At 65.5% G+C, this 26,188-nt stretch carries 25 protein-coding genes and 1 tRNA gene; 17 read left to right on the forward strand and 9 right to left on the reverse strand.

Annotated elements, in window-relative coordinates; genetic code table 11:
- Nucleotides 1-19: 19 nt before the first annotated feature.
- From coaD to VO57_010365, 3 genes are read right to left on the reverse strand one after another with little or no spacing between them, the layout of a single operon-like run.
- Entirely contained in the window at nt 20-532 is a 513-nt protein-coding gene (gene coaD / locus VO57_010355; GenBank protein ID XBL68539.1) for a pantetheine-phosphate adenylyltransferase, read from the reverse strand.
- Nucleotides 529-1,437: a polyprenyl synthetase family protein gene (locus VO57_010360; GenBank protein XBL68540.1), complete on the reverse strand. Its 909-nt coding sequence runs from the start codon at nt 1,435-1,437 to the stop codon at nt 529-531. Before VO57_010360 ends, coaD begins: the two co-directional genes overlap by 4 nt.
- Nucleotides 1,438-1,451: 14 nt before the next feature.
- Nucleotides 1,452-1,703 (reverse strand): exodeoxyribonuclease VII small subunit, encoded by a 252-nt coding sequence (locus VO57_010365; GenBank protein XBL68541.1) that lies wholly within the window; start codon nt 1,701-1,703, stop codon nt 1,452-1,454.
- Between the two features lie 71 nt (nt 1,704-1,774).
- Between VO57_010365 and VO57_010370 the strand changes: the two genes are divergently transcribed.
- From VO57_010370 to VO57_010390, 5 genes are all read left to right on the forward strand, one after another.
- Nucleotides 1,775-2,422 (forward strand): hypothetical protein, encoded by a 648-nt coding sequence (locus VO57_010370; protein XBL68542.1) that lies wholly within the window; start codon nt 1,775-1,777, stop codon nt 2,420-2,422.
- A 45-nt stretch (nt 2,423-2,467) separates the two neighbouring features.
- Complete coding sequence (gene purL, locus VO57_010375; GenBank protein ID XBL68543.1) at nt 2,468-4,720, forward strand: phosphoribosylformylglycinamidine synthase subunit PurL; 2,253 nt, start codon at nt 2,468-2,470, stop codon at nt 4,718-4,720.
- Nucleotides 4,721-4,722: 2 nt separating this feature from the next.
- Entirely contained in the window at nt 4,723-5,130 is a 408-nt protein-coding gene (locus tag VO57_010380) for a DUF3052 family protein (GenBank protein ID XBL68544.1), read from the forward strand.
- Nucleotides 5,131-5,215: 85 nt separating this feature from the next.
- Nucleotides 5,216-5,584, forward strand: coding sequence for a hypothetical protein (locus tag VO57_010385; GenBank protein ID XBL68545.1), 369 nt, complete (start codon nt 5,216-5,218; stop codon nt 5,582-5,584).
- A gap of 40 nt (nt 5,585-5,624) precedes the next feature.
- Nucleotides 5,625-6,296 (forward strand): nitroreductase family protein, encoded by a 672-nt coding sequence (locus VO57_010390; GenBank protein XBL68546.1) that lies wholly within the window; start codon nt 5,625-5,627, stop codon nt 6,294-6,296.
- A gap of 90 nt (nt 6,297-6,386) precedes the next feature.
- On the opposite strand, the gene VO57_010395 is transcribed toward VO57_010390, so the two are convergent.
- On the reverse strand, nt 6,387-7,232 hold the full coding sequence (locus VO57_010395; protein ID XBL68547.1) for a Coq4 family protein: 846 nt from the start codon (nt 7,230-7,232) through the stop codon (nt 6,387-6,389).
- 75 nt (nt 7,233-7,307) lie between these two features.
- Nucleotides 7,308-8,162 carry a phosphoserine phosphatase SerB gene (gene serB, locus VO57_010400; GenBank protein ID XBL68548.1) on the reverse strand — a complete coding sequence of 285 codons (855 nt, stop codon included), beginning with the start codon at nt 8,160-8,162 and terminating at the stop codon, nt 7,308-7,310.
- A gap of 22 nt (nt 8,163-8,184) precedes the next feature.
- Here serB and miaA point away from each other — a divergent pair, with 22 nt between their 5' ends.
- The 3 genes from miaA to VO57_010415 all read left to right on the forward strand — a co-directional run bounded on the left by miaA (nt 8,185) and on the right by VO57_010415 (nt 11,451).
- Complete coding sequence (miaA, locus tag VO57_010405; GenBank protein XBL68549.1) at nt 8,185-9,123, forward strand: tRNA (adenosine(37)-N6)-dimethylallyltransferase MiaA; 939 nt, start codon at nt 8,185-8,187, stop codon at nt 9,121-9,123.
- A 228-nt stretch (nt 9,124-9,351) separates the two neighbouring features.
- On the forward strand, nt 9,352-10,407 hold the full coding sequence (locus VO57_010410) for an amidohydrolase family protein (GenBank protein XBL68550.1): 1,056 nt from the start codon (nt 9,352-9,354) through the stop codon (nt 10,405-10,407).
- Between the two features lie 69 nt (nt 10,408-10,476).
- Nucleotides 10,477-11,451: a nitronate monooxygenase family protein gene (locus tag VO57_010415; protein XBL68551.1), complete on the forward strand. Its 975-nt coding sequence runs from the start codon at nt 10,477-10,479 to the stop codon at nt 11,449-11,451.
- 15 nt (nt 11,452-11,466) lie between these two features.
- Here VO57_010415 and VO57_010420 read toward each other — a convergent pair whose 3' ends face one another.
- Nucleotides 11,467-12,228, reverse strand: a complete 762-nt coding sequence (locus VO57_010420; GenBank protein ID XBL68552.1) for a hypothetical protein — start codon at nt 12,226-12,228, stop codon at nt 11,467-11,469.
- Between the two features lie 123 nt (nt 12,229-12,351).
- The gene (locus VO57_010425; protein ID XBL68553.1) at nt 12,352-12,837 is read right to left on the reverse strand and encodes an NAD(P)H-dependent oxidoreductase; all 486 of its coding nucleotides are present in this window, start codon (nt 12,835-12,837) and stop codon (nt 12,352-12,354) included.
- Nucleotides 12,838-12,917: 80 nt separating this feature from the next.
- Here VO57_010425 and recJ point away from each other — a divergent pair, with 80 nt between their 5' ends.
- The 9 genes from recJ (at nt 12,918) to VO57_010470 (ending at nt 21,810) form a co-directional block, all read left to right on the forward strand.
- On the forward strand, nt 12,918-14,720 hold the full coding sequence (recJ, locus tag VO57_010430; GenBank protein XBL68554.1) for a single-stranded-DNA-specific exonuclease RecJ: 1,803 nt from the start codon (nt 12,918-12,920) through the stop codon (nt 14,718-14,720).
- Nucleotides 14,721-14,839: 119 nt separating this feature from the next.
- Nucleotides 14,840-14,914, forward strand: a tRNA-Glu gene (locus VO57_010435).
- 201 nt (nt 14,915-15,115) lie between these two features.
- Nucleotides 15,116-16,381: an ATP-binding protein gene (locus tag VO57_010440; protein XBL68555.1), complete on the forward strand. Its 1,266-nt coding sequence runs from the start codon at nt 15,116-15,118 to the stop codon at nt 16,379-16,381.
- A gap of 137 nt (nt 16,382-16,518) precedes the next feature.
- Entirely contained in the window at nt 16,519-17,904 is a 1,386-nt protein-coding gene (pstC, locus tag VO57_010445) for a phosphate ABC transporter permease subunit PstC (GenBank protein ID XBL68556.1), read from the forward strand.
- A complete protein-coding gene (pstA, locus tag VO57_010450; protein ID XBL68557.1) occupies nt 17,904-19,169 on the forward strand; it encodes a phosphate ABC transporter permease PstA in 1,266 nt (421 codons plus the stop codon). Before pstC ends, pstA begins: the two co-directional genes overlap by 1 nt.
- Before the next feature lie 14 nt (nt 19,170-19,183).
- A complete protein-coding gene (pstB, locus tag VO57_010455) occupies nt 19,184-19,954 on the forward strand; it encodes a phosphate ABC transporter ATP-binding protein PstB (protein XBL71325.1) in 771 nt (256 codons plus the stop codon).
- A complete protein-coding gene (gene phoU, locus VO57_010460) occupies nt 19,951-20,625 on the forward strand; it encodes a phosphate signaling complex protein PhoU (protein ID XBL68558.1) in 675 nt (224 codons plus the stop codon). The genes pstB and phoU overlap by 4 nt, the downstream gene beginning before the upstream one ends.
- 55 nt (nt 20,626-20,680) lie before the next feature.
- On the forward strand, nt 20,681-21,370 hold the full coding sequence (phoB, locus tag VO57_010465; protein XBL68559.1) for a phosphate regulon transcriptional regulator PhoB: 690 nt from the start codon (nt 20,681-20,683) through the stop codon (nt 21,368-21,370).
- A gap of 122 nt (nt 21,371-21,492) precedes the next feature.
- Complete coding sequence (locus VO57_010470; protein XBL68560.1) at nt 21,493-21,810, forward strand: hypothetical protein; 318 nt, start codon at nt 21,493-21,495, stop codon at nt 21,808-21,810.
- On the opposite strand, the gene VO57_010475 is transcribed toward VO57_010470, so the two are convergent.
- Complete coding sequence (locus tag VO57_010475) at nt 21,790-22,506, reverse strand: extensin family protein (protein ID XBL68561.1); 717 nt, start codon at nt 22,504-22,506, stop codon at nt 21,790-21,792. The two genes, VO57_010470 and VO57_010475, sit on opposite strands and share 21 nt — an antisense overlap.
- 50 nt (nt 22,507-22,556) lie before the next feature.
- The gene (locus VO57_010480) at nt 22,557-26,129 is read right to left on the reverse strand and encodes an error-prone DNA polymerase (GenBank protein XBL68562.1); all 3,573 of its coding nucleotides are present in this window, start codon (nt 26,127-26,129) and stop codon (nt 22,557-22,559) included.
- Nucleotides 26,130-26,188 lie beyond the last annotated feature (59 nt).

Raw genomic sequence — 26,188 nt, forward strand, 5'->3', positions numbered from 1 at the left:
TGCTGCGGGGCGGCGGCTCTCAATAGTCTCCCTTGAGGCCGATCTTCTCCACCCGAGCGACCACATCGTCGCGCACGGTCGGGCTGACGAAGTTGGAAATGTCGCCGCCGTACAGCGCGATTTCCTTGACCAGCTTGGACGCGATCGGCTGCAGAGAGACGTCGGCCATCAGGAACACGGTCTCGATCTCGTCGTCGAGCTGCTGGTTCATGCCCGCCATCTGATATTCGTACTCGAAGTCCGCGACTGCGCGCAGGCCCCGCACGATCATGCTGGCCCCCTGCGCCTCGGCAAACTTCATCAGCAGCGCGTTGAACCCGATCACCTCGACATTATCGAGGTTCATGTTCGCGACCTCGCGCTTGACCATCACCAGACGCTCTTCGGTGTCGAACATCGGGTTCTTGGAGGGGTTGGTGGTAACTCCGATGATCAGCCGGTCGACCAGACGCGCGGCGCGGCGGATGATGTCCGCGTGCCCCCGCGTGATCGGGTCGAAGGTGCCGGGGTAGATGCCTATACGCTCACTCAACGATCCCGCTCCACAATATATCTGGCAAGGTCGCACAGCACGCCCGCATCCTCGCCGTAATGGGCCAAATGTCCGCAGGCCTGTTCGACCAGCGCCTTCGCCTGCGCGCGCGCGCCCTCGGCACCCATCAGCGTCACGAAGGTCTGCTTGCCCTGCTCGTCGTCCTTGCGCAGCGCCTTGCCCGCCTTGTCCTCGTCACCCTCGTGATCGAGCAGATCGTCGGCGATCTGGAAGGCGAGGCCAATGTCGCGCGCATAGGCGATCAGGTGCCCGCGCGCATCGTGCGGCACACGCGCAAGGATCGCACCCATCTCCACGCTCGCGGTTAGCAGCGCGCCGGTTTTCAGCTGTTGCAGGCGGGTGATCGTGGGCAGATCGTAGGTCGCGCTGTCGGCGGCCATGTCCATCGCCTGCCCACCTGCCATGCCGCTCATCCCGCTCGCCTGCGCAAGGCAGCGGACCAGTTCGGCCTGGATGAAGGGATCGCTGCTCACCGAACTGTCGGTCAGAATATCGAACGCGAGCGCATGCAGCGCATCGCCCGCCAGCACTGCAGTCGCTTCGTCGAACGCCTTGTGCACGGTCGGCTTGCCGCGGCGCATGTCGTCATCGTCCATGCACGGCAGATCGTCGTGGATCAGCGAATAGACGTGGATCGATTCGACCGCCGTACCCGCCAGCACCGCCGCTTCGCGCGACACGCCGAGCATTGTCGCGGTCGCGACCAGCAGCAGCGGGCGCACGCGCTTGCCCCCGCCGATCGCGGCGTGGCGCATCGCCTCCACCAGCGGGGCGCGGGTATCGCCGGGCACCGGGAGCAAGGCGTCGAATGCATCGTCCACATCCGTACGGATCGTGGCGAGTGCCATCTTGAGCCGGGCGCCGTGGGTATCCTCGAAATCCATGTCGGGCGCCTGCGTCACTCGGGGCCGTCGAACGGCTTCGTACCGTTCGGCTGGCCCTTCGCGTCGAGCACGATCGCCTCGATCCGGGCCTGCGCCGCGTCGAGCCGCGCCTGGCACGCCGCGCGCAGCTTCTCGCCCCGTTCGTACAGCGCGATCGACTGGTCGAGCGGCACCTCCCCATCTTCCAGCTGGCGCACGACCTGCTGGAGAGCCCTGAGAGCTTCCTCGAAGCTCATGTCGGAAATGTTCTGTGGATCCTCTGCCATCGCGGGCGAGCATTGACGCCCTGCCGATGCCGGGTCAAGCAAGCGCACGCGGGGTTTGGGGAAGAAAGCACATGTTCATCGGTCATTTCGCGCCTGCATTCGTGGCCGCGGCGCTGACGCCGAAGAGGCCAAGGCTGGCGCTCTATTTCATCGCGGCGCAGGCGGTCGACTGGGCGTTCTTCGCTTTCCTGCTGCTGGGTATCGAGCACATGCGGGTCTCCCCCGGGATCACTGCGATGAACCCGATGGACTTGTACCACATGCCCTATACGCACAGCCTGCTCGGCAGCGCGGGGTTCGCGGTTGGCTTTGCAGTGCTTGCATGGCTGGTCACGCGCGACCGGTTGGCGAGCGTGCTGGCGGGCTGCGTCGTGTTGTCCCACTGGCTGCTCGATCTTCTCGTCCATCGCCCCGATCTGACGCTGGCAGGCAATCTGCCCAAGCTGGGCCTCGGCCTGTGGAATTATCCGGCGGTGGAAATGCCGCTGGAACTGGCGCTGACCTTCGGCGCGCTGGCATTTTTCCTCTCCCGCACGCGCGGCCCCGCGGGGCCTGCGATCGTGCTCGGCGTGCTGCTGCTGGCGTTGCAGGCGGTCAACTGGTTCGGGCCGGAGCCGGAGGCGGTGACGCCGGCGATCCCGATCACCGCGTTCTTCGCCTACGCGCTCGCCACGCTTGGCGCATGGTGGCTGGGCCATACTCGGCGTGCGAAACGGTAGCGTAGGACTGGCGCTGGCACGCGGAGCGGTTTAAGCGCGCGTGCCATGACTACTACCACATCCGAGATCACCCCCGAAGTCGTCGAACAGCACGGGCTGAGCCCCGAGGAATACGAGCGTGTATTGAACGCGCTTGGGCGTGAGCCCAACCTGCTCGAACTCGGCATATTCTCGGTGATGTGGAGCGAGCATTGCTCGTACAAGTCCTCGCGCCTGCACCTGAAGAAGCTGCCGACCGAGGCCGAGTGGGTGATCTGCGGCCCGGGCGAGAATGCGGGTGTGATCGACATTGGCGATGGGCAAGCCGCGATCTTCAAGATGGAGTCGCACAACCACCCGTCGTATATCGAGCCCTATCAGGGCGCGGCGACCGGCGTGGGCGGCATCCTGCGCGACGTCTTCACCATGGGCGCGCGGCCGGTGGCGAATGCCAATGCGCTGCGCTTCGGGCGGCCCGACCATCCCAAGATGAAGCATCTGGTGCAGGGCGTGGTCGCGGGGATCGGCGGCTACGGCAATTGCGTGGGCGTGCCGACTGTCGCGGGCGAGACCAATTTCGACCCGGCGTATGACGGCAATATCCTCGTCAACGCGATGACCGTCGGCGTCGCGGACGCGGACAAGATCTTCTATTCCGCCGCCACCGGCGTGGGCAATCCAATCGTCTATGTCGGCTCCAAGACCGGGCGCGACGGCATCCACGGCGCGACCATGGCGAGCGCGGATTTCGAGGAAGACGCCGAGGCCAAGCGCCCCACGGTTCAGGTGGGCGACCCCTTCACCGAGAAGCTGCTGATCGAGGCGTGCCTTGAACTGATGGCGACCGACGCGATCGTCGCCATCCAGGACATGGGCGCGGCGGGGCTGACCAGCTCCAGCGTCGAGATGGCCACCAACGGCAAGGTCGGCATTCGCCTGAAGATGGACGACGTGCCTCAGCGCGAAGACGGCATGACCCCCTACGAAATGATGCTGAGCGAGAGCCAGGAGCGGATGCTCATGGTCTTGAAGCCCGGCAAGGAAGACATGGCGCGCGCGATCTTCGAGAAGTGGGAGCTGGACTTCGCCGTGATCGGCGAGGTGACCGATACGGGCCGCATGGTGCTCGACTTCGAAGGCGAGACCGTGTGCGACATTCCGCTCGGCCCCCTTGCCGACGATGCGCCGCTCTACGACCGACCCTACCTTAGCCGCGAGGAATACACGCAGTGGGCGAAAATCACGCCCATGACCAACGTGCCCGACAGCGCGGATGTCGGTGCCGACCTGCTCAAACTGATGGGCAGCCCCGCCCTCGCCTCGCGCCGGTGGATCTTCGAGCAGTATGACCGTCAGGTGGGTGCCGACACGCTCCAGACCGGCGGCGATGCAGGCGTGGTGCGCGTGCACGGCACCAAGAAGGCGCTCGCGATCAGCACCGATTGCACCCCGCGCTATGTCCATGCCGACCCCTACGAAGGCGGCAAGCAGGCGGTGGCCGAGGCGTTTCGCAACCTCTGCGCGGTCGGCGCAAAGCCGCTCGCGATCACCAACTGCCTCAACTTCGCCAACCCGCAGCGGCCCGAGATCATGGCCCAGATCGTCCACGCACTCGAGGGCATGGGCGAAGCCTGCCGCACGCTCGACTTCCCCGTGGTGAGCGGCAACGTGTCGCTCTACAATGAAAGCAAGGCGACCGGCGGCGGCTCGGCGATCCTGCCCACACCTGCCATCGGCGGGGTCGGGCTGGTCGCGGATTACGACAAGCTCACCAGCATCGGTTTCAAGGGCGAAGGCGATGCGATCTACCTGATCGCACCCGAGTTCTGGGCCAAGCCCGATCCGGTCCGCTCGCACCTCGGCAAGTCGCTGTGGCTCAAGGAAGTGCATGGCCGCGACGAAGGCCGCGCGCCGCCGGTCGATCTGCTGGCCGAGCGCGGCGCAGGCCAGATCGTGCTCAAGCTGATCGACGAAGGCCTGCTGAGCGCGGTGCACGACTGCTCGGACGGCGGGCTCGCCGTGACGCTGGCCGAAATGGCGCTGGCGGGTGGTCTGGGCGCGGAAGTGACCGCGAACGAGGCATATACCGCCGCACAGTGGTGGTTCGGTGAAGACCAGAGCCGCTACGTCGTCACCGTCAGCCCGGACAAGGTCGAAGCATTCAACGCGATCGTCGCCGAAGGGCCCGAGAGCGAGGCTGCCGCACTGGTCGGCTTCCGCCGTCTGGGCACGGTCGGCGGCGACAGCCTGCTGGGCGTGAAGGTGGAAGACCTGCGCGCCGCGAACGAGGCGTTCTTCCAGGAGTGGATGGAAGGCTAGGCGTGCCCGCAGGCTACTCCGAGACGCCGCTGGCGAAAAAGCTCAACCTGCGCGACGATCAGCGGGTGTGGTTTCACGCCATGCCCGAGAATGTGCAGGACGAGATCGGCGAATATGCGCTGGACCTGATCTTCGTCGCCGATCCTGCGGAGGGAATCGACGCGGCGCACATCTTCGTAACCACGCGCGAAGAGCTGAGCAGCCTGCTCGCCACGTTGCGCAAGCAGATCGCAGCCGACGGCCATATCTGGGTGAGCTGGCCGAAGCAGGCATCCAAGGTGCCAACCGATGTCTCCGAAGACACGATCCGCGAGGTCGCGCTGCCGACCGGGCTGGTCGACACGAAAGTGTGCGCGGTGGACGAGACATGGTCGGGCCTCAAACTGGTGATCCGCAAGGATTTGCGGTGACGCGCAGGCCGGATCGGCTTCCCGGTCGATCTGCTCGCTGCTAGATGCAGGCCCGGGTCGCCTCGATTTGGAGGGGATTCGATCTATGAAACACTGGGCAATGCTCGCCGGGCTGGCGGGCAGCATGGCGCTTTGCGCGCCCGCGCTGGCGCAGGACGAGGTGCTGTCGGTCACCAACCGCACCGGCTACACCATTTCCGAAATCTACATCTCGCCCACCGGCACCGACGACTGGGAAGAAGACCTGCTCGGCTTCGATGTGCTGGAGGACGACGCTGTCCTCAACATCGACTTCTCCCGCTCTGCCGACACCTGCTGGTGGGACATTCTGGTCGTCTACGAGGTCGATGGCGAACAGGTCGCCTGGCCGGAAATCAACTTCTGCGAGATGCAAGGCCAGGTGGCGCTGTATTATAACGGCTCCACCGGAGAGACCACGGCGCGGATGCGTTGAGCCTTTCGACACGCAGGAGCCGCGCGGATAAGGAGGGGCGATGAGCGAGCGCCATCCCCCCTTCCCCGCACTGCCCCACCTCACCGACGAAGAGCGGAACGCGCGCGCCCGCACCGCGTACGAGCGTCTGAAGACTCGCCACTCCTGCCGCAGCTTTGCCGATACGCCCGTTCCGCGCGAAGTGATCGAACATGCGATCCGCGCGGCAGGCACCGCGCCCAATGGCGCTAACCACCAGCCATGGCATTTCACCGTCGTCGGCTCGCCCGAGAAAAAGCGCGCGATTCGCGAGGCGGCGGAGGCAGAGGAGCGCGCGTTCTATGCCGGCAAGGCGGGTGAGCAATGGCTCGATGCGCTCGCGCCGCTGGGTACGGATGCGGACAAGCCCTTCCTCGAGATCGCGCCGTGGCTGATCGTGTGCTTCGCGCAGCGCAAGGGCGGGATCGCGGAGGATGGCACCACGCAGAACTACTACGTCACCGAAAGCGTCGGCATCGCGTGCGGCATGCTGCTGGCGACATTGCACGAGGCAGGGCTGGCGACGCTGACGCATACACCCTCACCAATGGGTTTCCTGCGTGAGATCTGCGGGCGGCCCGAGTGGGAGAAGCCGCTGATGATCGTGGTCGCGGGGCATCCGGCGGCCGATGCCACCGTGCCGGAGCACGCGCTCGACAAGAAGCCGCTCAGCCGGATCGCCAGCTGGCTTTGAAAATCTGGTGAGTCCCAGCGAAAGCTGGAACCTTCTACCAACCAAGCGCTCTTGCCGATGGAGGTCCCAGCTTTCGCTGGGACTCACGATTTAGGCTGCGGCGGGCGCGCCCTGCGGCTCGCTGCCGAGAAGGTCGTAGGGGTCGATACCCTCTTCCTTCCACACCCGGTGGCATTCGCGATACCAGTGCGGTTCGGGGATGTTGAGCTTGGCGCGAGCCTCGTCCAGCGGCATGGCAAGCAATTCGCGGATCGACATGCCGACCAGCGCGGGGCACGCGGTTCCGGTCCGCTGCGCCTGACGCACAGCCTTGTACACCGGCGCCTTGCTGCGCCCGGCCATCTTCTTGATGTTCCACGCCCCGGCATAGCCGATCAGCAAGTGGCCATGGCTGGGCTGCTGGCCATAGGTGAACAGCAGCACGCATTGCTCGCCCAGCGCATCGCGGCCGTAGCCGGTCAGCACATGCATCAGGTCGTGCGTGTCGCGGCTGCGGAAGCCGAACCACTGGACCAGGTCGTCGAACTTCTGCCGGCCCAGCTTGTCCGCCTCGGCCACCAGCCCGGCGGCCGACAGCCCTTCGCGCTCCATGAAGTCGCAATAGGCATGGGCCACGGTACCCTCCGGGAGTTTGCGCAGGGTTTCGTGGTCGTCGAGGATCGGCGGCAGATACGGCTCTTCGGCGCGCAGCCGCTCGCCCTGCTCGCTGAGCGTGAGTTCACGCACGCGCGGCATGAAGCTCTTGTGCGGCAAGGCCTCGAAAATGCGGAAGACGTGGCTGGTATCTTCCTTGTCCTTCAGCAGCTCGCGGAAGTGGTGGATCGCGGTCAGCGGGCGGTATTTGGGCACCGGACGCGCCGGATCGCGCAGCGGCGTACCGTCGCGCGCGCATTCGACTGCAGAGGCTGCGGGATCAACAGAGCTGGCTTCAGTCATGTGATTTTCCTTACTGACACCAGTGTAAATAAACGCTCTCCGCGTCCTGTTCAAGGGCTTTTCGTACAAGCGCACTCAGCGGCGGACCCAGCTCTTCCGGTCGATGCCGAGCAGCAGCAGCAGCGCGGTCATATCCTCGCAATCGATCCATCCGTTCGCCGCCGCGCGGGTCGCGGGCTTGGCGCGGTAGGCGACGCCATAATCCGCCGCGCGCAGCATCGGCGTGTCGTTCGCCCCGTCGCCAAGCGCGAGCGTGCGTGCCCCGTCGCCCAGTTCGGCGGCTTCCTCGCGCAAGGTCCGCTCCTTCGTGGCGCTGTCGCAGATCGGTTTCTGGACCTTGCCCGACAGCTTGCCATCCTCGATCAGCAGGCGATTGCCGACCACCCGATCGAACCCGAGCCGCTCCGCAATCGGATCGGCGAAGCGGTGGAACCCGCCGGTCACCAGCACGCAGCGCGCGCCGTGGGCGGAGAGCGTGGCGATCACCGTGCCCGCGCCGCGCGTGGGCGAAATCCGCTGAGCCAGGCATTGCTCGATCGCGGTTTCCTCCAGCCCTTCGAGCAGGGCGACGCGTTCATCCAGCGCGCCCGCAAAGTCGAGTTCGCCGCGCATCGCGCGCTCGGTTATCTCGGCGACCTCATCTTTCACGCCCAGAAAATCGGCCAGTTCGTCGATGCATTCCTGCCCGATCATGGTCGAATCCATGTCGCTCACCAGCAGGCGGGGAATCGCGATCGTATCGTCAGCGAACAGCGCGGCGATGGGTGCGAGATGCTCCTCCACCAGCGGGGCGACGACATCGCGGGTGCCCTCCGGAATGGAAATTTCGAGCACCTCGCCGCAATGTTCCAGCATCATCGCTTCGGCAAAGGGCTGTCCGGCAGCGGATAATGCGGCCTCCAGCGATTGCAGGCTTGCCTCGGAGGGCACGGGCTCTGCTAGGACACGGGCGATGAGCACGAACGAGATCTCCGGAAAAGCGGTGCAAGGGCCTCTGACGCTCATCGCAGGGCCGACCGCCAGCGGCAAGAGCGCGCTGGCGCTCGACCTGGCCGGGCGGCTGAAGAACGAAGGCCGCAAGGGCGTGATAGTCAACGCCGACAGCGCGCAGGTCTATGCCGACCTGCAGGTGCTGAGCGCGCGCCCCTCTGCAGAAGAGATCGCTCAAGCAGAGCACCGCCTTTATGGTGCGTGGGACGGGGCGGAGGCCTGCTCCGCCGCGCAATGGGCCGAGGCTGCGAAGCGCGAGATTGCCGACATCCACGCCCACGGGGATGTGCCGATCCTGGTCGGCGGCACGGGCCTCTATATCCGCACGCTGATGGAGGGGATTGCGCCCGTCCCCACCATCCCTGCGGATGTCCGCGACGCGGTGCGCGCCCTGCCCACTCCCGATGCCTTTGCCGAGCTCGCGACGGCAGACCCGGCAAGCCACGCGCGGCTCAACCCGGGCGACACGCAGCGCATCGCCCGCGCGCTGGAGGTGGTCCGCGCGACCGGGCTGACGCTGGGCGAGTGGCAACAGCGCAAGGAAGGCGGGATAGCGGACCGGGTCGCGCTGTCGCCGGTCATCCTGCTGCCAGAGCGCGAGTGGCTCTACGCCCGCTGCGATGCGCGGTTTTCGGCGATGCTGGAACAGGGCGCGGTGGCGGAGGTGGAGGCGCTGCTGGCGCGCGATCTGGACCCCGATCTGCCGGTGATGCGCGCGATCGGCGTGCGAGAGATTGCGGGCTGGCTGCGCGGCGAATGCTCGCGCGAAGAGATGATCGAGACAGGCCAGCGCGCCACCCGCAACTACGCCAAGCGGCAATATACCTGGCTGCGGCACCAGCCTCCGCAAGACTGGCCGCGCGTTGAAACCGCAGCGGATGCGCTGGCCGCGCTGGGATAACGGCCCTTCCCTACACGGCCCGGTTGCGGCAGGCTGCGCGCCAATGGATCTACTTCACACAGAAGAGACCGGAGAGAGGATGCAAACGAGGCTTCGCCCACAAAATGCGAAAGGTGACACTGCGCGGGCCGCTGTGCTGCCCATGCGATTGATCCCAAGGCGAAATCCCCTCGCAACCAGTTTTGCAGACACGCCCGGTCACTGTGCCATACGGACCAAGGAGACTGCATGACCCCGCCCGAAGCGATCATCGAACCCGACCTGCCGATCATCGACCCGCACCACCACTTGTGGGATCTTCGCGCACTGCTCGGCTCGTTCCCCGAACCGCTTCATCCGTTTCTCGAAACGGTTCGCCTCTCCGCGCACTACACATTCGACCAGTTCCTGGCCGACACGAGCAGCGGCCACCGGATCATCGGCACGGTCTTCATGGAATGCGGCGCGTTCTACGATGCGTCGCGCAGCGAGGCGATGAAGGTCGTGGGCGAGGTCGAGTTCGTCCGCGGAGTCGCCGCACAGGGCGCTAGCGGCCTCTACGGACCTTACCGCCCCTGTGCGGGCATCGTCGGCCATGCGGACCTGCGCCTTGGCGCGGAGGCGGGCAACGTGCTGGATGCACTGGCAGATGCAGGCGGCCCCCGCTTCAAGGGCATCCGCCATGCCGGCGCGTGGGATGCGGACCCAAGCGTGCTCGGCCCTGCATTCCACCATCCCGAAGGGCTCTACCGCGATGCCGCCTTCCGCGAAGGCTTTGCCGAACTGGGCAAGCGCGGGCTGACCTTCGATGCCTGGGTGCTCGAACCCCAGCTGGGCGACGTGATCGACCTTGCGCGGGCCTTCCCCGACCAGACAATCGTGCTCGACCATTGCGGCACGCCGCTGGGTACCGCCTGCTATGCAGGCAAGCTGGACGAGAACTTCGAGCGCTGGCGTGGCTCGATCCGCGAGCTTGCCAAGTGCCAGAACGTGGTCGTGAAGCTTGGCGGTCTCGCAATGCAGTTCTGCGGGATGCCCGCCGAAGGCCCGACCGACAGCGTGTCATCCGAAGAACTGGCGCAGATGTGGCGGCCTTATGTGGACACCTGCATCGAGGCGTTCGGCCCGGATCGCGCGATGTTCGAAAGCAACTACCCGGTGGACAAGTGGGCGGGCAGCTACGCCACGGTGTGGAATGCGTTGAAACGGCTCGCTTCAGGTGCCTCGGATGAGGAGAAGCGCGCGCTGTTCGCGGGCAATGCGGCGCGGGTCTATGACATCGAGCATCTGCTCGAGTTGACGTAACGGCAATCTCGACACCGCCGGAATCGGCGCATAGACCCCTCGCAAAGAGCTTATCCGGAGAGATCACCAATGCCCCTTCCCGCCCCGTTCGATCGCCTTCGCCTGCCCATCATCGGTTCGCCGATGTTCATCGTATCCGGGCCGGAACTGGTCATCGCCCAGTGCAAGGCGGGGGTCGTCGGCAGCTTCCCGGCGCTGAACGCGCGGCCTTCGGGCGTGCTCGACGAATGGCTCCACCAGATCACCGAAGAGCTGGCCGCGCACAACCGTGACAATCCCGATCGGCCCGCCGCTCCCTTCGCGGTCAACCAGATCGTCCACCGCTCCAATGCGCGCCTCGAAGAGGATATGCAGGTGTGCGAGAAGTGGCAGGTGCCGCTGGTCATCACCTCGCTTGGCGCCCGTGAAGAGGTGTTCCAGGCGGTCGACAACTGGGGCGGGATCACGCTGCACGATGTCATCAACAACCGCTTCGCCCACAAGGCGATCGAAAAGGGCGCGACCGGGCTGATCCCCGTTGCCGCCGGTGCGGGCGGCCATGCGGGCACGCAGTCGCCCTTCGCGCTGATGCACGAGATTCGCGAATGGTTCGACGGGCTGATCGCGCTGTCCGGCTCGATCGCGACCGGTCGTTCGGTGCTCGCCGCTCAGGCGATGGGCGCTGATTTCGGCTACATCGGCAGCGCGTTCATCGCGACCGAAGAAGCCAACGCCGATCAGGGCTACAAGCAGGGGATCGTGGACAGCAGCGCTGAAGGCATCGTCTACACCAACCTGTTCACCGGCGTGCACGGCAACTACCTGCGCAGCTCCATCGAGGCGGCCGGGCTCGACCCGGACGACCTGCCCGAAAGCGATCCGTCGAAGATGAACTTCGGCAGCGGCGGCAACTCCAAGGCCAAGGCGTGGAAGGATATCTGGGGCTCGGGCCAGGGTATCGGCGCGGTCAAGTCCGTCGGCAGTGTGGCCGACATGGTCGACCGGTTGGAGCGTGAGTACAAGGAAGCCAAGGCCGCGCTCGACGAGGCTTCTGCACCCTACTAGGGGCTCACTGGCGGCTCAGCCGGGCCACACGCGGATCGTGCGTCCGTCTGCCGCGGGCTCGATCCGCAGCGGGTGCCCATCGGGCGTGGACAGATTCCCGGTTTCCGACTGCGGCCCGGCATAGACCAGGTGGCGAAACAGCAGCCGGGCGAGCGTATCGACTTGCTGGGTTCCGCCGACCAGCTGGGGTTCGATGCGGAACTCCTGCCCGGTGAAGAAGGCGAGCCCGCTGCTCTGCACCGCCCCGTCGAGCGTGGGCTGAAAGCTGGCGAGCAGCGTCACGGGCAGCTCCCCTCGCGCGGCCCAGGCCTGCAGGTTGCGGGCAAGCAGCGCGGGGCCGAGTGCAAGGCCTGCCGGGGTCCACACGATGCCCGCAGCGCCCAGCGAATCGGCCAGCGCGGCGGCAAGCGCGAACCATTCGCGCAGGATCGCAAGGTTGCCCCGCCCCGCCTCGATATGCGGGCCGAGCCGCAGCGATACAGCGGCGATGCTGGCAGGCGCGAAGTCGTCCGGCAACTCGCGCGCGGACAGCGGGTGCGGCACTGGAAGCGGCACTCCGGGGGCGAGACCGGCAAGGTCGAAGCCAAGCCCGGCACGCTGCAACGCGATGGTGCCGCCTGCGGTGCCACCAAGCTCAGGGCCGGCATGGTCCAGCCATGGCGCATCCCGGGCCACCTGCGTGATCGCGTCGACAGTCGGCCGCGCCCCACGCGGGACCAGGATCAGCAGATCGTCGGCCGGTTCGGGTCGCGCCGGATCGTCAGTGTGAGCGGACATGCAGATCCCCTAGCCCGGCGCCTCACCGCCGGAAACGCCCGGGTACATCCCTTGCGGATAACAGCGCGTTACGTCGAGTGCCGCGGCGCAGGATTGCTCCGGAGTCGAACAGGTTGAGAAAGGTCAGAACACGCCCATCCGCAACCCCTCGGCCATTGCCTCGCCCAGCGCCTCGCATTCTGCCAGGCGATCGTCGGGCACGGTCTTCTGCGCCAGAATCTCTTCGGGCGTTTGCGCCTGCATGTTCACGATGATGCGATCCGCCACGCGTTTCAGCCGCCAGCCCTGCGCAATCCGGTTGATCTGCGCCTGCGCCCCCTCGCCGTCGGACCCGGCGGAGATGATCGTCGCGAAGGCGCGGCCTTCGATTCGGCCAAGCACCGGGTAATAGCAGCGATCGAACATCTCCTTCATCATCCCGCTCATCGTCGCGAGGTTCTCCGGGCAGACGAACAGGTACCCGCTTGCCTCCAGCAGGTCTTCGGGCATCACCTCGTGCGCGGCGAGCACCTGTGCGACGTCGCCGGCGCCTTTAGCGGCGGCCCGCGCCATCGCCTCGCTCGCACCGGTGCGGCTGTGCCATGCGATCAGAAGGGTTGCATCACTCATGCCCCTCACCCTCCGCCCGCGCTGTCGAAAGTCAACGGGGCCGCGCTTTGTTCTACCCGCAAGGCGCGCTAGGAAGCCCCATGGCCACCACTGCTCCAAATTCCAACGCCACCCTCGTCTGTGGTGTCGAGCGCTCGCTCGGCGGGCGCAGCTGGCGCTGGCGCGGAGGTCCGAACCAGTACGATGGCCCGGCCGCCAGCCTGGGCGACGACATCCTGACCCAGCTGCTGCTCGCCCGTGGTGTCGCGCGCGACGATCTGGAACGCCAGCGCGAACCCAAGCTTGCCGCCTTCCTCCCCGATCCGGCGATCTTCCAGGACATGGAGGCGGCCGCAGAGCGTCTGGCGCAGGCGATCCTGACGCGCGAGAAGGTGACGATCTACGGCGATTACGACGTCGATGGCGCAACCTCGGCGGCGCTGCTGATTCGCCTGTTCGGCATGCTGGGGCACGAAGCGGACTACTATATCCCCGACCGCCTGCTCGAAGGCTACGGCCCCAGCGGAGAGGCGCTGGTCAAGCTGGGCGAACAGGGATCGAGCCTGGTGGTCACGGTCGATTGCGGCGCGATGGCGCACGAGGCGCTGGCCGCCGCGCGCGATGCGGGCGTGGAGGTGATCGTGATCGACCACCACAAATGCTCGCACGAGCGCCCGCCCGCCCTCGCCCTCGTCAATCCCAACCGACTGGACGAGGCAGACGAAGCGGCGGCCCACGGCCATCTTGCCGCGGTCGGCGTCGCCTTTCTGGTCGCGATCGCGCTGGTCAGGAAACTGCGGACGCACGGCTATTTCAAGGACCGCAAGGAGCCGGACCTGCGCGGCCTGCTCGATCTGGTGGCGCTGGGCACGGTTGCCGATGTCGCCGCGCTCCACGGCCTCAACCGCGCGTTCGTGTCGCAGGGTCTCAAGGTGATGGCCAAGCGCGCCAATATCGGAATGAGCGCGCTGATCGATGCGAGCCGGCTGACCCGCGCGCCGATCTCGTCCGATCTGGGCTTCGCGCTCGGCCCGCGAATCAATGCTGGCGGGCGCGTGGGCGAATCGACGCTCGGCGTACGCCTGCTGACGACCGAAGACCCGGAAGAGGCCGCACAGATCGCCGCCCAGCTATCGCAGCTGAACGAAGAACGCCGCGCGATCGAGGCGGAGGTGCAGGAAGCGGGCGAGGCGCAGCTGGCCGGGCAAGGCAACCGGGCGGTGCGAATCGTCCATGGCGATGGCTGGCACCCGGGCGTGATCGGGATCGTCGCAGGGCGAATCAAGGAAAAGACCGGGCGCCCCTCACTGGTGATCGCGCGCGACAGTCAGGCCGGGCTCGGCAAGGGATCGGGCCGCTCGATTCCCGGCGTCGATCTGGGCGCGGCGATCATGGCCGCGCGCGAGGAAGGCCTGCTGGAAGCGGGCGGCGGACACGCGATGGCCGCCGGGCTGACCGTGCATGAAGACAAGATCGAGGCGTTTACCGATTGGCTCGAATCGCGCCTCGAACGACAGGTCGCTGCCGCGAGCGCGGAGGCATCGCTCGGTTTCGATCTCTCGCTCGGGCCGCGTGGGCTCACGGTCGAACTGGTCGAGACGCTGGAGCGCGGCGGTCCCTACGGCATGGGCTGGCCCGGCCCGCGAATCGCAATCGGCCCTGTGCATCTGGTGAAGGTCGACCGGGTCGGCAGCGATCATGTGCGCCTGCTTGCGGGATCGCGCGATGGCGGGTCGATCAAGGCGATCGCTTTTCGCGCAGCAGACAGCGACTGGGGGCAGGCTTTGCTCGCCGCGCATCCGGGCACGCGGATGTGGCTCGCCGGGCGCGCAAAGGTCGATACCTGGGCCAATACGCCGCGTGCGGAATTGCACCTTGAGGACGCAGCTTTCATCGAACCGTAAAATACCTGCACAATTGCGAATGACGGGGCTTGACCGCTTCAAACGACGCCCCTAGATGCGCGGCTCGCTTCGGCGGTCCCCGGCTTTTTAGCCGCTCCGCCAGAAGCAGTTCCGGATGTGGCCCCTTCGTCTAGCGGTTAGGACGCGGCCCTTTCACGGCTGAAACACGGGTTCGATTCCCGTAGGGGTCACCATCCGGATGCTGGCACGATGGCCGGCGACTTTGCTCCCGATGACATGTAGACTTCCCCTCCCCTTCAGGGGCCCGGCGAGGCTGCGTGCTGCGCATCTGCGGCCGTGCTCTTGCATGGCGCGAACCGAATTTTCCCCAAGCCAACTCCGCGTCCGTGCCCGCGCTCTGGCGCAGGCCGACAAATCACCCTAGGCAGGCCGCCATGCACAAGCCGCTCACATTCCCCTGGGCCGGTGTAATCATCGCCACCTGCAGCGTCTTCCTGCTGATGCTGGCCGGGATCGGCGTTGGCTATGCACTGGCGGTCTGGCTTGTCTGGACGCTGACCCTGTGGATCACCCAGCCCGACGAACAGCGCGCAGAACCCGATCCGCGACCGGAGGGGATTTCACGCGCCCGGCTCGCAGAGATGATCGAGAACGCCTATTCCCCGCTGCTGCTGGTCGACCGCAAGCGCGTGGTGATTGCCAATGGCTCCGCCCGCAAGCTGCTCGGCCATCATGTCGTCGGGCAGGATATCCGGGTCGCGCTGCGTCACCCGCGCGCGATCGCGCTGCTCGATTCCGAAGATCACGGCGAAGCGATCGTCACCGGGCTGGTTCGCCGCAAGGATGTGTGGCGGGTCAGCCGTTATGCGATCGACGACCGCTCGAGCGTGGTCGAGCTGGTCTCCAAGACCGCCGAATCCGATATCAGCCGCGCGCACACCGATTTCGTCGCCAATGCCAGCCACGAACTGCGCACCCCGCTGTCCTCGATCATCGGCTATGTCGAAACGCTGAGCGAAAACCCTGAAGACATCGACCAGGCGACCGCGCGCAAGTTTCTCGATACCATCCACCGCGAGGCGCAGCGGCTGCAGAATCTCGTCAGCGACCTCATGTCTCTCTCGCGCGTGGAAGCGGAAAAGCATGACCGCCCCGAGCAGCCCGTGCCGCTCAACGCGCTGGTCGAACGCGCCGCGCGCGAGGGTGCTGGGCCCAACCGAATCGAGCGACTGGCTTTCGAGGCGAGCGAGGACTTCGAAGTTCTTGGCGATCCGCAGCAGCTGGAGCAGCTGGTCCGCAATCTGGTAGACAACGCGCTCAAATACGGGCGCGAGGGCACGCCGGTCACCGTCCGGTTGAGCGAATCGGCGCTGGGCGAAGCCAAGCTTGAGGTGGAAGATCGCGGCGACGGAATCGAGGCGGAGCACCTGCCGCATCTGACGCGGCGCTTCTATCGCACCGATCCGGGCCGCAGCCGCCAGTCCGGCGGAACCGGGCTGGGCCTCGCGATCGTCAAGCATATCGTCGAACGCCACCACGGGCGGCTCGATATCGATAGCGAAGTGGGACACGGCACGATTGTCACCGTGCGCCTCCCACGGCTGGGCAGGAGCCGTCCGGCACCCGATGCGGTGCTGGAACGGTTTGCCCGAACGGCACAGCCGGACTCAATTCCAGACGAACCGGACAGACTGTCATAACCCTGCCACATAGTTTCAACAACGCGAGCCGGGGCCCGCTAGACACGCGGCATTTCACTCGCTTCTGATTCTCAAACAAGGGGATGATCGCGCTGGCGGCGGCATCTCCGAACACCACTCAAGGGGCCGCCAACCGCATGTCACCCGTCTTTCTCTTCCTGCTTGCGATCGGCCTCGGGCTGGCCGGCTGGCTCGCGGGGCGCGCGAAGGCCCGTGCCTTCAGCCGCGACAAGGATGCGCCGCGGATCGTCTCGCGGCCCGGTTATCACGCGTGGTACGTGGCGATCTGGGTAGCGGTGCCGCTCGCCCTGTTCGCCGTGTTCTGGAGCATCCTCTCGCCCATTCTGGTCGACCAGTGGGTGCTCGCAACGCCTGCGGGCCAGAGCCTGCCCACCTTCGGTTTCCAGCGTCAGTCGATGCTCGCCGAAGCGCGCGCGGTCGCCTACGGCCATGCGGCGGGCGTGTTCAATCCCGACGCTGCCGCTCTGGTCGAGCCGTTTCGCGAGGCTTCGCGCTTCTACACGCTGGTCGGCTTCGGCTTCGCCCTTGCGCTGGCGGTCATTCTGGGACTGTGGGCGTTCACCCGGGTGCGGCCCGCGTTCACCGCACGGGTGAAGGTGGAGCGCGCCGTGATGGGCGTGCTGCTGCTCGCTTCGCTGGTCGCAATCCTGACCACCTTCGGCATCCTCGCCAGCCTGGTGTTCGAGACGATCCGATTCTTCGGCATGGTCTCCCCGATCGATTTCCTGTTCGGGCTGAGCTGGAACCCCGATCCCATGTCCAATCCGGCGGCACCGCAGGGCGACCGCTATGGTGCGATTCCGCTGTTCTGGGGCACGATCTTCATCGGCGCGATCATTGCGATGATCGTGGCCATTCCGCTGGGCATGATGAGCGCGATCTACCTGACCCAATATGCCAGCTCTCGCTGGCGCAAGATCATTAAGCCTGCTCTGGAGGTGCTCGCGGGCGTGCCGACCGTGGTCTACGGCTATTTCGCGGCGCTGACGGTCGCCCCGGCGATCCGCGACGCTGCGCAAGCGGTCGGCATTCAAAACGCATCCTCCGAAAGCGCGCTTGCCGCCGGACTGGTGATGGGAGTGATGATCATCCCCTTCGTGTCCTCGATGGCGGATGACAGTATCGCTGCCGTGCCCGGATCGATGCGCGATGGCAGCCTGGCCATGGGCGCGACCAAGTCCGAAACGATCAAGAAGGTCCTCATCCCCGCCGCACTGCCGGGCATTGTCGGCGGCGTCATGCTGGCCGTGAGCCGCGCGATCGGTGAGACCATGATCGTGGTGATGGCCGCCTCTACCGCCGCCAATCTCACCGCCAATCCGCTGGAGGCAATGACCACGGTGACGGTGCAGATCGTCGCCCTGCTGACCGGCGAAGGCAGTTTCGACCATCCGGCGACGCTCAGCGCCTTTGCGCTCGGCTTCGTGCTGTTCATGGTCACCCTGCTGCTCAACTTCATCGCCCTGCGCGTCGTGAAGCGCTTCCGGGAGGCGTACGAATAATGACCAGTCCCGCAGATACCGAAGCACGCCGGCCGACCCGCAGCGCGGCGTTCGAAAAGCGCCTGAAGCAGCGCTACGCGCAGGAACGGCGATTCAAGCTGTTCGGCCTGTTCGCGATCATCGTGTCGATCGCGATCCTGTTCGTGCTGCTGGGCAACATGACCATCAACGGCGTCGGCGGCTTCCAGCGCGCCGAGCTGCAGGTGCCGATCGACTTCGCCGAATCGGGCCTCGCCGGAGACGCCGCCTCGCTGAGCCAGCCCGGTGCGGTGCAGACGCTCGAAATGCAGGGCCTGCCCGAGATCGTCGCCTTCGCGGCCGAACAGCGGATGGGCGCGGCAGGTGCCGAACAGCTCAGCCAGGACGCTTGGCGCGAGGTTGCCGAAGATCTTCGCGCCGACCCCGCCATGCTGCGCGGGCAGGAGACCTTCTGGCTGCCCGCCAGCGGCGATCTGGCAAGCGGAATGGACGGCGAGGGCTCGCCCGAAATGCAGGCGCTGGCCGCCCAGCTTGAACGCGAGGGCTATCTGGAAAAGCGTTTCGACTGGGGCTTCCTGACCCGCTCCGACGCGACCGACCCGCAGCAGGTAGGCGTGTGGGGCGCGCTCAAGGGATCGATCCTGACCATGATCGTGACCCTCGCGCTCGCTTTCCCGATCGGCGTGCTCTCTGCGCTCTATCTGGAAGAATACGCGCCCAAGAACCGCTGGACCGACATTATCGAGGTGTCGATCAACAACCTCGCGGCGGTCCCGTCGATCATCTTCGGCTTGCTCGGCCTCGCGGTGTTCCTGTGGATCTTCCCCAATATGCGATCCGCCCCTCTGGTCGGCGGGATGACGCTGGCGCTGATGACAATGCCGGTGATCGTCATCTCCGGGCGCAACGCGATCAAGGCCGTGCCGCCCTCGATCCGCGACGGTGCACTGGCGGTCGGCGCAAGCCCGGTACAGGTGGTGTTCCATCATGTCCTGCCACTCGCCCTGCCCGGCATCCTCACTGGCACCATCATCGGCATGGCGCGTGCGCTGGGCGAAACCGCGCCGCTGCTGCTGATCGGGATGCGCGCCTTCGTCGCCACCCCGCCCGACGGCTTCACCTCGCCCGCCACGGTGCTGCCGGTGCAAATCTTCCTGTGGTCGGATGAAATCGACCGCGGCTTCATCGAAAGGACCAGCGCGGCGATTATCGTGCTACTGCTGTTCCTGCTGGTGATGAACGCCCTCGCCATTTATCTGCGCAACAAGTTCGAGAAAACCTGGTGACCGTAATCCACGACATGGACGACAAGGCCGAGCCCAAGATGCGCGCAAGCGACGTCTCGGTCTTCTATGGCGACAAGAAAGCGATCGACGATGTGTCGATCGACATCCCGACGAAGTTCGTCACCGCCTTTATCGGGCCGTCGGGTTGCGGAAAGTCGACCTTCCTGCGCACATTGAACCGCATGAACGACACGATCCCTTCGGCCCGCGTCGAGGGTCAGATCGAGCTCGACGGCGAGGACATCTATTCCAGCGGCATGGATGTGGTTCAGCTGCGTGCCCGGGTCGGGATGGTGTTCCAGAAGCCCAACCCCTTCCCCAAGTCGATTTACGAGAACATCGCCTACGGCCCGAAGATCCACGGCCTGGCGGAGAGCAAGGGCGAGCTGGACGAGATCGTCGAACGCTCGCTGCAGCGCGCCGGTCTGTGGAACGAGGTCAAGGATCGCCTGGGCGAATCGGGTACCGCGCTTTCGGGCGGGCAGCAGCAGCGCCTGTGCATCGCGCGCGCGATCGCGGTCGACCCCGAAGTCATCCTGATGGACGAACCGGCCTCTGCGCTGGACCCGATCGCGACCGCCAAGATCGAGGAGCTGATCGACGATCTGGCCGGTCGCTATGCGATCGTCATCGTGACCCACTCCATGCAGCAGGCGGCGCGCGTTTCGCAGCGGACCGCCTTTTTCCACCTCGGCAAGATGGTAGAATATGGTCCGACGGACCAGATCTTTACCAATCCGCTCGAAGAACGAACCAAAGACTATATCACCGGACGCTACGGATGATCTCGGAACACACAGTCAAAGCCTTCGATGAGGACATCACCCGGCTGCGCGGGCTCATCACGGAAATGGGCGGCCTGGCCGAAACCGCGCTGGAAGGCGCGCTCGACGCGCTGATCCGCGGGGACGAAGTCCTTGCCGAGAGGATCGTGGCAGATGACCGCAAGCTGGACGCGCTGGAGAGCGAGGTCGACCGGCTCGCGGTGAAAATCATCGCCCTGCGCGCGCCGATGGCCGACGATTTGCGCGAAGTGATCGCCGCCCTGAAGATCGCCGGGGTGGTCGAGCGGATCGGCGACTATGCCAAGAACATCGCCAAGCGCGTCGGGCGGATCGAAGGGCGCACTCGGTTCGAACCGCTCACCCTGCTGCCCGCGATGGCCGACGTCGCGGCGGAGATGGTGCACGACGTGCTGACCGCCTATGCCGCGCGCGATGCCGCGCTGGCCCGCGAAGTGATCGCGCAGGACAAGAAGGTCGACGCCTTCTATAACTCTATTTTCCGCAATCTTGTCAGCCACATGGTTGAAAATCCTGCGACCATTTCGAGCGCTGCGCAACTGCTGTTCGTGGCCCGCAATATCGAGCGTATCGGCGACCACGCGACCAACGTGGCGGAGATGGTCTATTTCGCCGCGACCGGCGATTACCCGCTCGACGAAGACGAGAATTGACCCACGGCTGGTCCGCCATAACAGGCAAATCAGCCGCATATTAGCGAGACACCCAGTGCCTTCTGCCAAGCTGATCCTTGTCGAAGACGACCCGGCACTTGCCGAGCTGCTCGAATTCCGGTTCGCCAACGAGGGCTATCAGGTCCGTGTAACCGCCGATGGCGACGAAGCCCTGCTTATGGCGAGCGAGGACGTGCCCGACCTGATCATCCTCGACTGGATGATCGAGGGGACCAGCGGGATCGAGGTCTGTCGCCGCCTGCGCAGGGACAAGGGGACCGCGCACGTCCCGATCATCATGCTGACCGCGCGCGAGGCGGAGGATGACCGGGTCCGCGGGCTGGAAACCGGTGCCGACGATTACCTGACCAAGCCGTTCAGCCCCCGAGAACTGCTCGCCCGGGTAGCCGCCGTCATGCGTCGCATCCGCCCGGCGCTGGCCGGCGAGACGATCGAGGTCGGCGATATCAGGCTCGACCCCGTTGCGCACAAGGTCGAACGGCGCGGGCGCAACCTGCAGCTGGGGCCGACCGAGTACCGTCTGCTCAAGTTCTTTATGGAGAGCCCGGGCCGCGTGTTCAGCCGTGGGCAGTTGCTCGACGGCGTATGGGGCACGGGCAGCGACATCGAGCTGCGCACGGTCGATGTGCATATCCGGCGGCTGCGCAAGGCGCTGGAGCTGGAAGGCGCGAGCGATCCGATCCGTACAGTCCGCTCCGCCGGATACGCGCTCGAGGCGGTGTGAGCACAAGTGGTTGGCCGCGCTATGCGGTCCCGGCGGTTCTGATCGCGGGCTGGACCGGGGCATTGTTCCTCCCGGTTGCGACCACCGATCACATAAACGAAAATCAGACCTTTGCGGGTTGGATGGTACTGTTTCTCGGCACGCTTTTCGGCTGGATGACCCTCCAGTTCGCAGCGTACGCCAATCCCGTGTTTTTGCTCGCTCTGGCCTATAGTGCTTGGCGCGGCGAAAAGGCCGGGCGGCGGATTTTACGGATCAGTGCGGTGCTGCTTGCGCTGGGTATCGTCAGCGCGTTGTTCTGGCGCAATGTTCCGGACGATTCAGGCATGAACGAGATCATAACCTATCATACCGGATATTATGTGTGGCTGGGTGTGATGGCTGGCGCAGTTGGCTGGCTCTGGTTCATGGCCCGGAAATCACCGGCACACACCGCCTAACCCGCGCGCCGCCTGATCGAGGTGGAAGTGGTCGCGATGCGCTTCATTGTACTCGGGTGAGAGGACGGTGCCGAAGGCCCGGCATGCCCCATCGCGCACCTCGCGAAGGAAGCGGGCCTTGTCGCCCTCCCCCTGCCAGTCGTTGACCACCGCGATCCGGGTACCGTCCGCCAGCACGAAGCCCGCGATGTCGATCGCGTTGGCGGTGGCATGTTCGCTCCACGGGCCTTCGTCGCGCCCGTACATCCGCCGACAGCTGAAACTGCCGAAATGCTCGATCCGCGCGACCTCCTGCCCGAAGATGTCTCGCGCGGCGGGCTGCACGGCATCACGCCGCCAGATTTCCATCGCGGCGGCAGTCGCACAGGTCGTGTCGGGCCGCTCGCCAGCGTAGGGAAAGTCATCGAGCCGTGTGCGGTTGGCGCGAAGGCATGGCGCCTCGCCCAGCGGCTCCAGCGCGGTGAAGGCAACCGCGCTGCGCTCCAGCACCGCGTGGCATTGCGCCGGGTCGTCCCGCAGCGCCGCAATCTTGGAGCGTGTCGCCCAGCCCGGTTCGTCGCGCAGGTCGAGCGGGGCCCACGGATTGCTGCCCGGATTCTCGGCCAGCCACGCCCGCCCGCCGACGAATAGCGCCAGCAGGACCAGGATCGCAAGCACGCGCCGATCGGTCCCGAGGCTGGCGAGCGGCCTCAGCACGCGGACGACACCACGCAGCCATCGGGAATGTCGCTTGCCCTCGCTCATCCTCAATGAAAGTCGCGCGACTTGGGAATGATCCGGACATTGCGTGGATGGCCCCCGGTGCCGGGCAATTCGTCGATCAGGTCGCGGGTGCGGATCGCCCGTCCGCCAGCGGGATCCTCCGCCCCGTCGCGCAGGTCATCGCGCGGGTTGATCTTACCTGACGGCAGCGGTGAATTGACATGGTCCGCCCGCGCCAGCTCATAGCGCAGCGCATCGTCGGACAGGCGGGCAAGCATGTGTGTCGCGTCGGTCATGTGGTGGGCGATGACGTGGATCACCTCCTCATCGTACTCCACCCGCCCGCGCACCTCCATAAGCCGCGCGCCCATCACCACCTTGCGCTGTTTTTCCTTGAGGTCGGGCCACACGACCAGGTTCACCACCCCCGTCTCGTCCTCCAGCGTGATGAAGCATACACCCTTGGCGCTGCCCGGCCGCTGGCGGATCAGCACCACGCCCGCGACCTGTACCATGGAGCGGAACTTCCGCTCGCGCAGGTCGCACGCGCGCACGAAGCCACGCTCGGCCAGATCGGCGCGCAGGAAGGCCATCGGGTGCGCCTTCAGGCTGAGCCGGGTGGTCTGGTAATCGGCAACCACTTCTTCGGAGAGCGGCATCACGGGCAGCGCGGTTCGCACCTTCTCCGCCCCCTCCTCACGCTCTGCCGCCGCGCGAAACAGCGGCAGGTCTGGCGCGGCGATCAGGCTGCGCGCGTCCCACAGCGCCTGCCGACGCGGAAGGTCGAGCGACTGAAAGGCATCGGCGCTGGCGAGCCGTTCGACATACGAGGGAGCAAGCCCTGCGCGATCGCGTAGCTCTGCCACATCACGATAAGGGCCGTTTTCGATCCGTTCCGCCACCAGCTTGGCCGCGACATGCTCAGGGAAACCGTCGATCTGACGCAGGCCGAGGCGCAGGGCCATGTGTCTCTTATCCTCCCCGGCACGGGGAGGAATGTCCTCCAGCGTACAATCCCAGTCCGACCCATTCACATCCGCCGGCAGCACCGCGACCCCATGCTCCGCCGCATCGCGCACGATCTGTGCGGGCGCGTAGAAGCCCATCGGCTGCGAATTGAGCAGCGCGCAGGCAAAGGCCGCCGGATAGTGGCACTTGAGCCAGCTGGAGACGTAAACAAGGTGCGCAAAGCTGGCCGCGTGACTCTCCGGGAAGCCATATTCCCCGAAACCCTTGATCTGGTCGAAGCAGCGCTGGGAGAAGTCGGGGTCGTAGCCACGCTCGATCATCCTCCCGACCATCATTTCCTCATGCGCATGCACCATTCCCCGGCTGCGGAAGGTGGCCATCGCCCGGCGCAATCGATTGGCCTCTGCCGGAGAGAATTTGGCCGCATCGATGGCGATCTTCATCGCCTGCTCCTGAAAGATCGGCACCCCGAAAGTGCGCCCAAGGATCGAGGACAATTCGTCAGGCGGTCCATGCTCGGGCGCGGGCGCGGGAAGCTGGAAATCGGTCTTTCCCGCGCGCGCCAATCGCCGTTGCTTGAGATAGGGGTGAACCATATCGCCCTGGATCGGGCCAGGACGCACGATCGCGACCTGCACCACCAGATCGTAGAATTGGCGCGGTTGCAGGCGCGGCAGCATGTTCATCTGCGCCCTGCTCTCGACCTGGAATACGCCGAGCGAGTCTCCCTTGCACAGCATGTCGTAAACCGCAGGATCCTCCTGCGGGATGGTGGCGAGGGTCAGCGGCCGCTCGTAATGGTCCTCCAGCAGATCGAGGCCCTTGCGAATGCAGGTCAGCATCCCGAGCGCGAGCACATCGACCTTGAAGATGCCAAGATCGTCGATGTCGTCCTTGTCCCATTCGATGAAACTGCGATCGGGCATTGCGCCATTACCGATCGGCACGGTCTCGGTCAGTAACCCGTCGGTGAGGATGAAACCGCCGACATGCTGGGATAGATGTCGCGGCATTCCAATCATTTGACTGGTGAGCGTGAGAACGCGCCTCAAGTGCGGATCGGTGATATCCATGCCCGTTTCGGCAACGTGATCCTCGCCGATCTCGCGCCCCCAGCCACCCCACACGGTCCGCGCGAGCGACGCGGTTACGTCTTCCGACAGGCCCATCGCCTTGCCCACCTCACGGATCGCCATGCGCGGGCGATAGTGAATGACGGTGGCGCACAGGCCGGCGCGATCCCGTCCATACTCCTTGTAGATGTGCTGGATGACTTCCTCGCGCCGCTCATGCTCGAAATCGACATCGATATCGGGCGGCTCGCTGCGCTCTTCGGAAAGAAACCGGTCGAACAGCAACTGGTGCTCGGCAGGGTCGACGCTGGTGATGCCGAGGCAGAAGCATACGGCGGAATTGGCCGCGCTGCCGCGCCCTTGGCACAGAATCGGAGGCGTCTGGCTACGCGCGAAATCGACGATTTCCTTGATGGTGAGGAAATAGGGGGCGAGATCGAGCTTGCCGATCAGCTCCAGCTCATACTCAAGCGTGGTTTTAACTTTAGCAGGTATCACGTTGGAATAACGCCAATTTGCACCCTCCCAGGTCTGCTGTTCCAGATATTGCTGCGGGGTCATGCCGTCGGGATAAGCCCGCTTCGGGTACTCGTACTTCAGATCTTCAAGGCTGAAGGTGCAGGCATCCGCGATATCGCGTGACGCCATGATGGCATGGGGCCAGCGCGCAAACAGGCGGATCATTTCTTCGGGCAATTTGAGGTGCCGCTCGGCATTGGCGTGGAGCAGGTGGCCGGCGGCCTCCACGGTCGTCTTGTGGCGGATTGCCGTCATGACGTCATTGAGCGGCCGCCGCTCGGCCGCGTGGTAATGCACATCATTGGTGGCGAGCAGCGACAGGCCGTGCTCGCGCGCCATCGCGTCCAACCGATCGATCCGCGCGATATCGTCGCCGCGATAGAGATAGGCGGCGGCAAGGTGGCGCAGCGTCGGCAACTGCGCGGTCAGGTGCGCAAGGAGCCGGGGGAATGGCGCGGTCAGTTCGACCTTGTCGTTACCCCGGACCTGATCCGGGCTAACGCTTCCCTTCTGCAGCTCCGAAGAAGGATGACGGAAGGGGATCACATTGCTCGGCACCGCAATCGTGAATCGTACATCGAGATCGTCCGGCGGTAGCAGGATCAGTTGCACATCCTCAGCATGGTCAGCGAGCATCGCGAGGTCGATCTCGCACACACCCTTCTCCTGCCACTTTCCCGAAAGCGTCTGCATCCGGCCTTGGCTGATCAGACGACACAGGCACCCGTAAGCCGCGCGATCCTTCGGGTAGGCGAGAAAGGCGAGGCCTTCGACCGTCTCGATCCGGCAACCGATCACGGGCCGCAGCTTTAGCGTCTTCGCCTCGGTGTGAATACGGACCACGCCAGCCATCGTATTGGCATCGGCAATTCCGAGCGCGTCATAGCCAAGCATTCGCGCGGTGGTAACGAGGTCGACCGCGTCCGAACTGCCGCGCAGGAAGCTGAAGCACGAGACGAGACCCAGCTCGACGAAGGGCGCGCGGGGTGGCGGATCGACGCCATCCGGGTCGATCTCTATCCGGCGCTTGTCGGGGGTGAGTGGTGCGTCGGGCATGGGTGGATTGTCCTGCCCTCCCCGTCATTCGCGCGAAGGCGGGAATCCAGCTTTTCTCG

The organism is Citromicrobium bathyomarinum, assembly GCA_001306305.2.
Classification (GTDB): Bacteria; Pseudomonadota; Alphaproteobacteria; order Sphingomonadales; family Sphingomonadaceae; genus Alteriqipengyuania; species Alteriqipengyuania bathyomarina.

Bases quoted from the DNA above. Each gene is read 5' to 3' on its own strand.
- recJ (XBL68554.1), top strand. From the start codon at position 12,918: ATGGCCACCACTGCTCCAAATTCCAACGCCACCCTCGTCTGTGGTGTC.
- pstA (XBL68557.1), top strand. From the start codon at position 17,904: ATGACCAGTCCCGCAGATACCGAAGCACGCCGGCCGACCCGCAGCGCG.
- phoU (XBL68558.1), top strand. From the start codon at position 19,951: ATGATCTCGGAACACACAGTCAAAGCCTTCGATGAGGACATCACCCGG.
- VO57_010425 (XBL68553.1), bottom strand. From the start codon at position 12,837: ATGAGTGATGCAACCCTTCTGATCGCATGGCACAGCCGCACCGGTGCG.
- VO57_010360 (XBL68540.1), bottom strand. From the start codon at position 1,437: ATGGATTTCGAGGATACCCACGGCGCCCGGCTCAAGATGGCACTCGCC.
- purL (XBL68543.1), top strand. From the start codon at position 2,468: ATGACTACTACCACATCCGAGATCACCCCCGAAGTCGTCGAACAGCAC.
- VO57_010410 (XBL68550.1), top strand. From the start codon at position 9,352: ATGACCCCGCCCGAAGCGATCATCGAACCCGACCTGCCGATCATCGAC.
- VO57_010385 (XBL68545.1), top strand. From the start codon at position 5,216: ATGAAACACTGGGCAATGCTCGCCGGGCTGGCGGGCAGCATGGCGCTT.
- pstC (XBL68556.1), top strand. From the start codon at position 16,519: ATGTCACCCGTCTTTCTCTTCCTGCTTGCGATCGGCCTCGGGCTGGCC.
- VO57_010390 (XBL68546.1), top strand. From the start codon at position 5,625: ATGAGCGAGCGCCATCCCCCCTTCCCCGCACTGCCCCACCTCACCGAC.
- VO57_010370 (XBL68542.1), top strand. From the start codon at position 1,775: ATGTTCATCGGTCATTTCGCGCCTGCATTCGTGGCCGCGGCGCTGACG.
- VO57_010415 (XBL68551.1), top strand. From the start codon at position 10,477: ATGCCCCTTCCCGCCCCGTTCGATCGCCTTCGCCTGCCCATCATCGGT.
- VO57_010470 (XBL68560.1), top strand. From the start codon at position 21,493: ATGGTACTGTTTCTCGGCACGCTTTTCGGCTGGATGACCCTCCAGTTC.
- VO57_010395 (XBL68547.1), bottom strand. From the start codon at position 7,232: ATGACTGAAGCCAGCTCTGTTGATCCCGCAGCCTCTGCAGTCGAATGC.
- miaA (XBL68549.1), top strand. From the start codon at position 8,185: ATGAGCACGAACGAGATCTCCGGAAAAGCGGTGCAAGGGCCTCTGACG.
- VO57_010420 (XBL68552.1), bottom strand. From the start codon at position 12,228: ATGTCCGCTCACACTGACGATCCGGCGCGACCCGAACCGGCCGACGAT.
- VO57_010480 (XBL68562.1), bottom strand. From the start codon at position 26,129: ATGCCCGACGCACCACTCACCCCCGACAAGCGCCGGATAGAGATCGAC.
- pstB (XBL71325.1), top strand. From the start codon at position 19,184: ATGGACGACAAGGCCGAGCCCAAGATGCGCGCAAGCGACGTCTCGGTC.
- VO57_010440 (XBL68555.1), top strand. From the start codon at position 15,116: ATGCACAAGCCGCTCACATTCCCCTGGGCCGGTGTAATCATCGCCACC.
- VO57_010365 (XBL68541.1), bottom strand. From the start codon at position 1,703: ATGGCAGAGGATCCACAGAACATTTCCGACATGAGCTTCGAGGAAGCT.